8 protein-coding genes and 2 pseudogenes are annotated in these 9,894 nt (G+C 54.4%); 9 read left to right on the top strand and 1 reads right to left on the bottom strand.

What is annotated here, in order from left to right:
* Positions 1-492: 492 nt before the first annotated feature.
* Positions 493-810 carry a hypothetical protein gene (locus V7730_RS20570; RefSeq protein ID WP_335749439.1) on the top strand — a complete coding sequence of 106 codons (318 nt, stop codon included), beginning with the start codon at positions 493-495 and terminating at the stop codon, positions 808-810.
* A 227-nt stretch (positions 811-1,037) separates the two neighbouring features.
* Positions 1,038-1,355: a hypothetical protein gene (locus V7730_RS20565; RefSeq protein ID WP_335749438.1), complete on the top strand. Its 318-nt coding sequence runs from the start codon at positions 1,038-1,040 to the stop codon at positions 1,353-1,355.
* A gap of 138 nt (positions 1,356-1,493) precedes the next feature.
* Here the strand turns inward: V7730_RS20565 and V7730_RS20560 are convergent, their stop codons facing one another.
* Positions 1,494-1,730: a hypothetical protein gene (locus tag V7730_RS20560; RefSeq protein WP_335749437.1), complete on the bottom strand. Its 237-nt coding sequence runs from the start codon at positions 1,728-1,730 to the stop codon at positions 1,494-1,496.
* On the opposite strand from V7730_RS20560, the pseudogene V7730_RS20555 reads away from it, so the two are divergent.
* From V7730_RS20555 to V7730_RS20525, 7 genes and pseudogenes are all read left to right on the top strand, one after another.
* Positions 1,729-2,436, top strand: a pseudogene (locus V7730_RS20555) (IS6 family transposase). The gene V7730_RS20560 and the pseudogene V7730_RS20555 overlap by 2 nt on opposite strands.
* Positions 2,437-2,492: 56 nt before the next feature.
* Positions 2,493-4,610, top strand: a pseudogene (locus V7730_RS20550) (copper-translocating P-type ATPase); the annotation flags it as partial.
* Between the two features lie 10 nt (positions 4,611-4,620).
* A complete protein-coding gene (gene cueR, locus V7730_RS20545; protein WP_335749436.1) occupies positions 4,621-5,016 on the top strand; it encodes a Cu(I)-responsive transcriptional regulator in 396 nt (131 codons plus the stop codon).
* A 193-nt stretch (positions 5,017-5,209) separates the two neighbouring features.
* Positions 5,210-5,623: a hypothetical protein gene (locus V7730_RS20540; RefSeq protein ID WP_335749435.1), complete on the top strand. Its 414-nt coding sequence runs from the start codon at positions 5,210-5,212 to the stop codon at positions 5,621-5,623.
* Positions 5,624-5,942: 319 nt separating this feature from the next.
* On the top strand, positions 5,943-7,406 hold the full coding sequence (locus V7730_RS20535) for a TolC family protein (RefSeq protein WP_335749434.1): 1,464 nt from the start codon (positions 5,943-5,945) through the stop codon (positions 7,404-7,406).
* 12 nt (positions 7,407-7,418) lie between these two features.
* The gene (locus V7730_RS20530) at positions 7,419-8,777 is read left to right on the top strand and encodes a multicopper oxidase family protein (protein ID WP_335749433.1); all 1,359 of its coding nucleotides are present in this window, start codon (positions 7,419-7,421) and stop codon (positions 8,775-8,777) included.
* A gap of 46 nt (positions 8,778-8,823) precedes the next feature.
* Complete coding sequence (locus tag V7730_RS20525; RefSeq protein ID WP_335749432.1) at positions 8,824-9,582, top strand: copper-binding protein; 759 nt, start codon at positions 8,824-8,826, stop codon at positions 9,580-9,582.
* Positions 9,583-9,894: the final 312 nt, after the last annotated feature.

Genomic DNA, 9,894 nt, shown 5'->3' with positions numbered 1-9,894 from the left:
ACCGGCTGCAAAAGGCCGTTGGTGTCGTTCGGACGCGCCTTCACGAAGGGCGGAATGCAGACTTTCGCTGCTGTGGCGAGCCAGCCTTGGCGTCGCATTTGAAGCAGACATTCCGGCGGCTTTGAAACGCGAGCGAAAGTTTCATCGACGCAACTCTTCTCGAAGCCTCAATGGCATGTGGCTTTGCATACTCATAATCGCTGGGTCCAACAGCTTAAGCGTTGTTCCCAACTCTGTATGGCCCATGCCACCTTCGAGGATGGCCTTGTGGCTTAGAGCTGCTTCCCGGCTGATCTTGGAAGTTCGCAGACTTGCCATCGCGGATGCGCACTAAATAATCGACACCATCTGTTCCCCCGAGCAAACAGACGGCAGCCGGCCCTATCTTGGGACCTGATCCAGATCAGGGCGCATTTTCGCATAGAGTTCTATGGTCGACGATATACCAGTCCACACCTTGCGGTTGCCGAGGATTTTTTGAGGAGGTTAGATATGCGCATAGAAGTAAGTACTGACAACAGTATCGATGGCGGTGAAGGTCTCACAAATGTCATTAAGGACTTGGTTCAGCACGAGATGATGAACCTCGAAGATCATATCAGCAGGATTGAAGTTTATCTCAGTGACTCCGGCGGCGGCTCAACGGGTGAGACGGAAAAACACTGCATGCTGGAAGCGCGGCTCAAGGGACAGCAACCCACCGTCGTCACACATAATGCTTTGACAATTGAGCAGGCAACGAAGGGTGCGTCGAGCAAGATGAAAAGTGCGCTAGGAAGTATTCTTCGGAAACAGGCTGATCATCACTAAAATATCCGTGGTATTCGGGGGGGGGCGAAGCTTGCAGAACAAAATAATATAACCCTTTCAGACTATTAAAGACGCTGATGTCCGTCCTTTGCAGTTCGAACATAACTATGAAACGGTCTCGATACGAATTGCGTAAAACGCATGTGTGAAATGCGCAAAGACGATTTCTTTTTCTCAAACAGATCGGTCAATAAATGCAGATTCCAGAAGGAACGAAACCCGCACTCATGGGCGCTGTTGCAGGTGCCATTGCCATTTCGATCATTGGCTTTAATTGGGGCGGATGGGTAACAGGTGGGTCGGCCACAGATATGTCCGAGGAAGTCTCAGTCGCTGCGGTTGCTTTGGCGCTTACACCATACTGTATCCAGAATTCAAAAGACGATCCAAAGTCAGTTGCTGTTATGGCAGAACTAGAACAAACCAGCAGCTATCGGCGTCGCGGCGTTATTGAAGATGCTGGATGGGCAACTCCACTGGGTGCTGAAAACCCGGATAGAGATCTGGCGGAATCGTGTCTGATTGCGCTCACTGAAGAAACCTGATCAGCACAATGCTGAACTGCTGCGGCTGGATCACGGTCGCAGCAGCTAACAAGATTGCCCATGCGATAACCTAGAACTTAATCGCGGCGCTGATTCAGGTTTGTCACAACAGAGCGCTGACTTGAAACCTTCGACCTCCTAAAGGCGCGATGCCGGATTGAACGCGATGCGAGAGCTGTTGACTCTCTCTGAGGTGCCAAGCCATGACCTCGCAAACGCCTGCCGCGTGGCGCTCATAATGACGTAGGGGCGATCAAAGGTGGGCACACTTACAAGTGCTTTTTCATCAGAAATTTCGTCGATCATCGGCAGAGTCGGCTTTGTCAGAACAAATCTGCTTGAGGCGGGCAGGGCGGTTTCGTAGCCTTCGCTCATGACGAAAACAGACCCCTTCAAGTACTTTCACAGCAGCCCCGAGATCATCCGCCTGGCGGTCATGATGTACGTTCGATTTCCACTTTCGCTCCGCAATGTCGAGGACTTGCTGCACGAGCGCGGGATCGACATCAGCCACGAAACTGTGCGGTACTGGTGGAATAGATTTGGCCCGATGTTTGCCGCTGAAATCCGCCGTAAACGTGTCCAGCAAATGCTTGCATACTCGAATTGGCAGTGGCACCGGGACGAGGTGTTCGTGAAGATTAACAGCGAGACGCACTATCTTTGGCGCGCGGTTGATCACGAGGGTGAAGTGCTGGAGTCCTTCGTCATAAAGCGACGGGATCGCAAAGCGGCGATGAAATTCCTCAAGAAATCAATGAAGCGGCACGGCCGCCCTCATGTATTGGTGACCGACAAGCTGTGATCTTATGGTGCGGCGATGAAGGAAATCGGCAATGCCGACAAGCTGGAAACTGGCCGCTGGCTGAACAATCGGGCTGAGAATTCCCACCTTCCGTTTCGACGGCGGGAGCGAGCCATGCAACGGTTCCGCAGCATGCGAAGTCTGCAGAAATTCGTCGCCGTTCATGCCTCCATCTACAACCATTTCAATCAGGAGCGCGCGCTCTACAGCAGAGACAATTTCAAGCTTAACCGTACCGCCGCTCTCGCTGAGTGGCGCCAACTTTGTGCGAAATAAGTTCCGGCATTTAGGGCCATACTGAAACTTGTTCAAATCCGTCTGACTGCACCCTCGCAGGCTATCCTGCAAGCCTCATTACGGACCCTCAAAGCAGCGCTGCAACGGATGACAGGAAAGCAACGGAATCCGACCATCTGAAACACATGACGTTGCTTGCCGCTGTTCTTACAGCACCAGTGTTTATTCTCGAGATGGGCAGCCATACGTTTGCTGCGATGCATACTTGGGTGATGAATTCCCTTGGCATGACGCTCAGTTGGAGCATCCAGTTTGTCCTTACCACCATCGTCATGGCGTGGCCCGGTCGGCAGTTTTACCTCAAAGGTTTCCCCGCCTTGTTCAAAGTTGCGCCTGATATGAACTCATTGGAGGCGCTGGGGTCAATGGTGGCTTGGGAGTTCTCACTAGTAGCGCTTTTTGTACCGTCGCTGCTGCCTGACGGGACGCGCGTGGTCTACTTTGAGGCCGCTGCTGTGATCGTCACGCTGATCCTGCTGGGGCGGTTCCTTGAGGCACCCGCAAAAGGCCGCACGGGGCAGGTGATCCCTAAACTGGTCGGGTTGCGGCCCAAAAATGCACTGGTGGAGAGAAACGGCGAGACCATTGAGTTCGCGGTAGATGATATCGTGCTTGATGACCTGGTTCAGGTCCGGCTGGGTGAAAAAATCACTGTGGACGGTATTGTCACTCAAGGCACGTCTTACGTCGACGAAAGCATGATCAGCGGCGAACCTGTGCCTTTTGAAAATGCAACGGATGCAGAAGTGGTCGGCGGCACGGTCAATGGAGCCGGCGCGATGACATTCCGCGCGACAAAGGTCGGCGGCGATACAATGCTGGCCCAGATCATCCGCATGGTCGAAGAGGCGCAGGGGGCAAAGTTGCCGATCCAGGACCTTGTGAACAGGATCACGCTTTGGTTTGTGCCTGCTGTAATGGCCGTGGCGGCGGTGACATTTCTGACATGGCTGCTGGTGGGGCCGCAGCCCGTGCTTGGGCTTGCGCTGGTGGCCGCGGTTGCCGTCCTGATTATTGCATGCCCTTGTGCGATGGGGCTCGCGACGCCCACGTTGATTATGGTAGGCACAGGCCGCGCTGCTGAACTGGGTGTACTTTTCCGGCAAGGCGATGCCTTGCAGACGCGCAGCGATGTACAGGTGGTTGCACTCGACAAGACAGGCACCCTGACCGAAGGGCGGCCTGAGTGGACGGATCTCAAGATTACCTAAGGATTTAAAGAAGCGGAGGTGTTGCGCCTTGTCGCCTCGGTTGAGGCAAAATCAGAACACCCGATTGCCGCCGCCATTGTGCGCCGTGCAGAGCGAGCGGGGCTGTCTCTGGCGAAACTGGATACATTCACATCCATCACGGGGTATGGGGTGAGCGCAGGTGTCGAAGGGCGGCAAATCCTCGTGGGTGCGGACCGCTTGGTGATAGGTGAGGGTATTGCGTTGGACGATACCCGAGAGATCGCAAAGGAATTGGGGCAGGCGGGCAAGACCCCGCTTTATGCTGCGATTGACGGGCGTCTTGCAGCGATCATCGCGGTATCCGATCCGATCAAGCCTACCACAACTGCAGCGATCAAAAGGCTACGTGATCTTGGTCTTGAGGTCGCGATGATCACCGGAGACAACCGCGCCACGGCTGATGCCATTGCTGCCCGTCTGGGCATCGACACGGTTGTCGCCGAGGTGTTGCCGGAGGGCAAAGTGGAGGCGATTGCAAAGCTTGGGACCTCAAACCGCAAAGTCGCCTTTGTCGGCGATGGCATCAACGATGCGCCTGCCTTGGCCAGTGTCGACGTAGGTATCGCGATTGGCACCGGAACGGACGTTGCGATTGAGGCGGCAGATATTGTTCTAATGTCCGGAGACTTGAACGGGGTTGTTAACGCACTGCACATAAGCCAGCGCACAATGCACAGCATCCGTCAAAACCTGTTCTGGGCGTTTGGCTACAACGCCTTACTAATCCCAGTCGCTGCTGGCGTATTTTATCCGGTATTCGGGTTGATGTTGTCGCCCGCCCTCGCCGCTGGTGCGATGGCCCTGTCGAGCGTGTTTGTCCTGTCAAATGCGCTGCGCCTGCGGTGGGTTTCTGCTGCGATCCCACAAGACCCATCCACCGAGGCTGCGCACCGCAAACTTGTGCCAGCCGCGGCAGAATAGGAGCTCTGACATGAACATTGGAGAAGTATCAAAGAAAGCTGGCCTTCCATCAAAAATGATCCGCTACTACGAGGACATTGGTCTGATTACGCCGCAACGAGACGCCAACGGTTATCGCAGCTTTCGGGACAATGACATGTACAAGCTGGCATTTCTGGGCCGGTCCCGAGCGTTGGGATTTACCATCGAGGATTGCCGTAACCTGCTCGCTCTCTGGGACGATAATGACCGCGCCAGTGCTGACGTGCGCGTGATTGCAAAGCAGCATCTGGCGCCAATTGAAAGCAAGATCGCGGACTTGCAGGCCATTCGTGACACGCTGTCTCATCTTGTGCGGGAGTGCGCGGGGGATGGGCGACCTGATTGTCCGATTATTGAAAAACTTGAAGATTTCTCGATAAAGTAGGGAACGTGCCACTTGGTTTCATCTCCCTGACAGATAACCTGATGATGCTGGTCATGGGATTGTGGATGTTGGTTCTCATTCTTTGAGAAGTGAACGCATTACGGGCGGCGTGAGCACATTTATGCCGCCTTCACGAAAAAGTTGAAAACCTTCCAGCGCTGGATGGATTGACAGGGCGGGACTGATTGCCCAGATGGCTGGTATGGTTTTGAAAAACATCTTCTATTCATGGCTTAAAGTAATTCCGTGCTTCGCGTTTGCTTTGGCTTTGGTGCTTTTCCCGCCATCGGCATCCCATGCAGCATCGGGTATGCACGGTGATCATCGTGCCGTTACCGCAAATGCAGATCACGAAGCAGCAGGGCATAAACACGGCGAGCAGTCATCGACCGTCGAGTATTCCAAATATGGTTCTGTTTCTAATAACTCTGACGAAGACCACACTGGTGGAAAGTGCTGCAGCGGAATTTGTCTCTCTGTTGTTCTGACTGACAATGCAGTCGCTCTTGCCGACCGCCCCACTGCAAGCAGATATCTGATGCCGGATGCGCAGACGCGCTCAGTTGTAGTGTCTGGTTTTCTACGTCCTCCCCAATTCCTGATCTGATTTAAGGCTCATACCAGAGCCTTCGTTTCGCGCACCTCGATTGCGTGATCCCGAAGTCTATCAATCAGGTACCAACCATGAAAATTACACTCGTTTTGGGGGCCTCCGCCCTCACACTTGGCGCATGTAGCCAAGACTTACAGCCCATAAAATTCACGCCCACTCCTTTGCCAGTAGTGACTGCTCAGCAGTCTGTAGCCAACGCCGCAATTACCTCGCCCGTCCGGTATCAAAACCCCCTTGCAGGTTATACGTACCGCGGCCCAACGGGTCCTCGGGACTGGCGCACCGTCAATGAAGAACAGTCGGAGGGCAATTGATGCGTACTTCAAAACTCTCACTGATCGTTGGCTTCCCTTTGGTTCTTGGGGCCTGCGCTACTGCAATTCCAGGTGCCTATACGGATCCGAAAGCGGGATTTGCGAATGTGGCCAGCCAAGTAACACCTGCAATCGGTAAGCGAACTGTCTTTGCCGAAACTCAAGCCGAAAATCAGGCTTTGAGAAAGCAAGTTCACGCGATGGTGCATCGCAAGACGATCTCTGCCGACACGGCCGTGCAGGTTGCTTTGCTCAACAATAAAGGATTGCAGGCATCCTATGCAAATGTCGGATTATCGGCGGCTGAGGCGTGGCAGCAATCGACGCCTGAAAATCCTGTCGTCTCCGTCGGTATCCTCGGTATCGGCGCTGCTGAGTTGGGATTGTATCGTGCAATCGAGAGCATGATTGCCGTCAATATTTTGGATGCGCAAACACGTAAAAAACGCCGTGCAGTGGCTGATGTGAATTTCCGTTCAGCTCAGTTAGAGGCCGTGAACGACACGCTGACACTTGCCAATCAGACCCGACAGGCATGGATCAACGCAGTGGCTGCGTTTGAAGCGGCCAGCTATCTCAAACGTGCAAAAGCAACGTCTGACGCGGGATCAGAACTTGCCCGCAAGTTGGGAGAAACCGGCGCACTCAACAAGGCAGGACAGGCACGCGAGCAAGCGTTCAATGCCGAGCTTGCAGGCCAGTTGGCCCAGGCAAGGTTGAACGCAGACCGCGCCAAAGAGGAACTGACAAAACTGATGGGGCTCTGGGGGACCGAGGTCGACTACTACGTTCCAGATGCGCTGCCGAGTTTGCCCGGGTCTGTCGGGAAAGTCAGCAATGTCGAAGGAAAAGCACTCCGCAACCGCGTAGACTTGCGTGTCGCAAAGCTGGGCCTCGAGGCACAAGCGGCGGCATTTGACCTTACGGATCAAACGCGACTGGTGACTGATCTTGAGATCATCTCCGGTGCAGAGCTGGAACGTGAAGTCGAGGACGGTGAGACCGAAAGCGAGATCACGCCGCAGGTCGAGTTGGAATTCGCGATCCCGATCTATGACACTGGCAAAGCGCGCATGCGCAAGGCCGAGTTGATGTATTTGCAAGCGGCCAACGTTCTGGCAGAGCGTGCCGTGAATGTGAGGTCTGAAGCGCGTGGGGCCGAGAAATCATACCAGGCTTCTTACAAGATTGCGCGGCACTACCGCGATGTTCTGGTGCCTCTGCGCAAGACCGTCGAGGACGAAGGTCTGCTGTCCTACAACGGCATGATCACCAACACATTCGAGCTGCTCACAGACGTGCGCGAGAAATTGAGCGCATCGCTGGAGGCCGCAAACGCAAAACGCGAATTCTACATGGCGCAAGCTGATCTGACTGCCGCGATCTATGGCGGCGGCGCAGGCAACGGTGGTGCCGGTGGAGAAGGCGCAACATTGGCCGCCGGTGGCGGCGCAGGACACTGAAAGGAAGACGAGATGTTAAACAGACGTCAATTACTCGGAGCAGGTGCTGCAGGTGCAACGCTGGTTTCGTCACAGGCATGGGGCAAGACTTTGAACATGGGTTTGCCCGAAGCGGCCCAGATGGACAGTGCTGCCACCGCAATCACAGCGCGGCCTTCAACGGGTGTAGACTATAATCCTGTGGTGACACTGAACGGTTGGACTTTGCCCTACCGCATGAACAACGGCGTGAAGGAGTTTCACCTCGTTGCCGAGCCGGTAGAACGCGAGCTGGCTGATGGCATGATAGCCCATCTTTGGGGCTATAACGGCCAATCAACCGGCCCCACGATCGAGGCGGTCGAAGGCGACAGGGTGCGTATCTATGTCACCAACAAATTGCCTGAAAACACCTCGGTGCATTGGCACGGCCTGATCCTGCCATCTGGTATGGACGGTGTCGTGGGCCTCAGCCATCCGGGGATTAAGCCCGGCAAGACCTTTGTCTATGAGTTTGATCTGACCAAATCGGGCACCTTCATGTACCACCCGCATGCGGACGAGATGGTGCAGATGGCGATGGGGATGATGGGCATGTTTGTAGTCCATCCCAAAGACCCGACCTTCATGCCAGTCGACCGTGATTTCCTGATTATGCTGAACGCCTTCGACATTGATCCTGGCACCTATGTGCCGCGCATCATGACCATGTCAGACTTCAACCTGTGGACATGGAATAGCCGGATTTTCCCCGACATTGATCCGCTGGTTGTGAACCGAGGCGACAAGGTGCGGGTTCGTGTTGGCAACCTGACAATGACCAACCACCCGATCCACATGCATGGGTATGACTTCAAGGTGACCTGCACAGACGGGGGGTGGGTGCCGGAGAGTGCGCAGTGGCCAGAGGTCAGCATTGATATCCCCGTGGGTGCGATGCGGGCATATGAGTTCACCGCCGAGCATTTGGGCGATTGGGCAATCCACTGTCATAAATCGCACCATACGATGAACGCAATGGGCCACGATGTGCCCACGTTTATCGGCGTCGACAAAGAGCAGCTGACGCAAAAAATCCGCAAGTTCCAGCCAGAGTATATGCCGATGGGCACGGCTGGTATGGGCGATATGGGTAAAATGACGATGGAGTTGCCCGACAACACCATTCCGATGATGAATGGCTGGGGCAAGCATGGACCTATCGAGATGGGCGGCATGTTCTCTGTAGTGAAAGTCCGTGAAGGCATTGAGGCGGACGACTATTCCGACCCAGGTTGGTACGACAATCCTCCCGGCGAGCAGGCCTATGAGTGGACCGGCGAGCTGCCAGAGTTCGCCTCTAACGACAGCCCGAAAACCATTCTCACACCCAGACCAACTCAGAAGAGCTGAGACAGCCTTTTGATCAATCTATCAACCAAACTTACAGGAAAAACTGATGAAAAACCTTCTTTTGACAACTGCGATCGCCTTTGCTCTTACCACGCCAGCATTTGCGGCTGGTAGCCATTCTGGCGGCCATGATGAAGTGAAAACCGAAGAGACACACGGTCACGACGGTGCGCATGCCGACTCGCATCCCGAAATGGCAGCGGGGATGCCGGGTATGGCAGATGATGTTTCGCGCACGATTGATGTGACCATGCGCGAAACAGATGACGGCGAGATGATCTTTGAGCCGAATACTTTTGAATTTGAACAGGGCGAAACAGTCCGCTTCAATGTGGTGAACAAGGGCGAGTTGGAGCATGAGTTCGTCATCGATGATATTGCAGGCAACGCCAAGCACAAGGAAATGATGGCGATGATGGATATGGAACACGATGATCCGAACTCCATCCGCCTCGACGAAGGCCAGTCAGGCGAGGTGATATGGACCTTTGCGAACGCAGGCACGTTCGAGTTTGCCTGCCTGATCCCTGGCCATTACGAATCCGGAATGCACGGACCGATCACTGTCGGCATGAAGATGGCGCAGGCTGACGTGGAATACACCAAAGGCACCATTACGAAAATCGACGCAAAAGGTGGCAAGGTCACGATTGATCACGGGCCTTTGCTGAACCTCGATATGCCTGCCATGAAAATGGTATTTCGCGCAGATGAAGCAATGATCTCCAAAATGTCGGCAGGTCAGAACATCGAGTTTGTCGCGGAGCCAGTTAAAGGCAAGCTGACTGTTACCCAGTTGAAATGAGTCGAAGGGGGCATCGATGCAATCCGATGCCCCAATTCACCGTCAATAATAGTGACAAGCGGGAGCGACCATGAAGTCATTCATTTCAACATGCATTCTGTGCCTTTGCATTGCTTGGCCCGCGACACCGTCTCAGGCAGACACCAAGCAGGTAGGTCAGCCGCATGATCGCGCATACGAGATGCCCGATCATCAACCCATCGGGAAGCCTCCTGAAGGCGCATTCGTCACCGAGATAATCGAAACAACCATCAATGAAACTGAAGTGGTCCGGCAAAATTGGACAGCGTGCTAAGATGTATCCAACCCGAA

Source organism: Sulfitobacter sp., assembly GCF_036961165.1.
GTDB lineage: Bacteria > Pseudomonadota > Alphaproteobacteria > Rhodobacterales > Rhodobacteraceae > Sulfitobacter.
Note: the sequence above shows the minus strand (reverse complement) of the source record. Positions and strands in the feature narration are given on the sequence as shown.

What these genes read in the sequence shown, in the direction of transcription:
- V7730_RS20525 (WP_335749432.1), top strand. Translation starts at nt 8,824, where the DNA reads ATGAAAAACCTTCTTTTGACAACTGCGATCGCCTTTGCTCTTACCACG.
- cueR (WP_335749436.1), top strand. Translation starts at nt 4,621, where the DNA reads ATGAACATTGGAGAAGTATCAAAGAAAGCTGGCCTTCCATCAAAAATG.
- V7730_RS20560 (WP_335749437.1), bottom strand. Translation starts at nt 1,730, where the DNA reads ATGAGCGAAGGCTACGAAACCGCCCTGCCCGCCTCAAGCAGATTTGTT.
- V7730_RS20540 (WP_335749435.1), top strand. Translation starts at nt 5,210, where the DNA reads ATGGCTGGTATGGTTTTGAAAAACATCTTCTATTCATGGCTTAAAGTA.
- V7730_RS20570 (WP_335749439.1), top strand. Translation starts at nt 493, where the DNA reads ATGCGCATAGAAGTAAGTACTGACAACAGTATCGATGGCGGTGAAGGT.
- V7730_RS20535 (WP_335749434.1), top strand. Translation starts at nt 5,943, where the DNA reads ATGCGTACTTCAAAACTCTCACTGATCGTTGGCTTCCCTTTGGTTCTT.
- V7730_RS20565 (WP_335749438.1), top strand. Translation starts at nt 1,038, where the DNA reads ATGGGCGCTGTTGCAGGTGCCATTGCCATTTCGATCATTGGCTTTAAT.
- V7730_RS20530 (WP_335749433.1), top strand. Translation starts at nt 7,419, where the DNA reads ATGTTAAACAGACGTCAATTACTCGGAGCAGGTGCTGCAGGTGCAACG.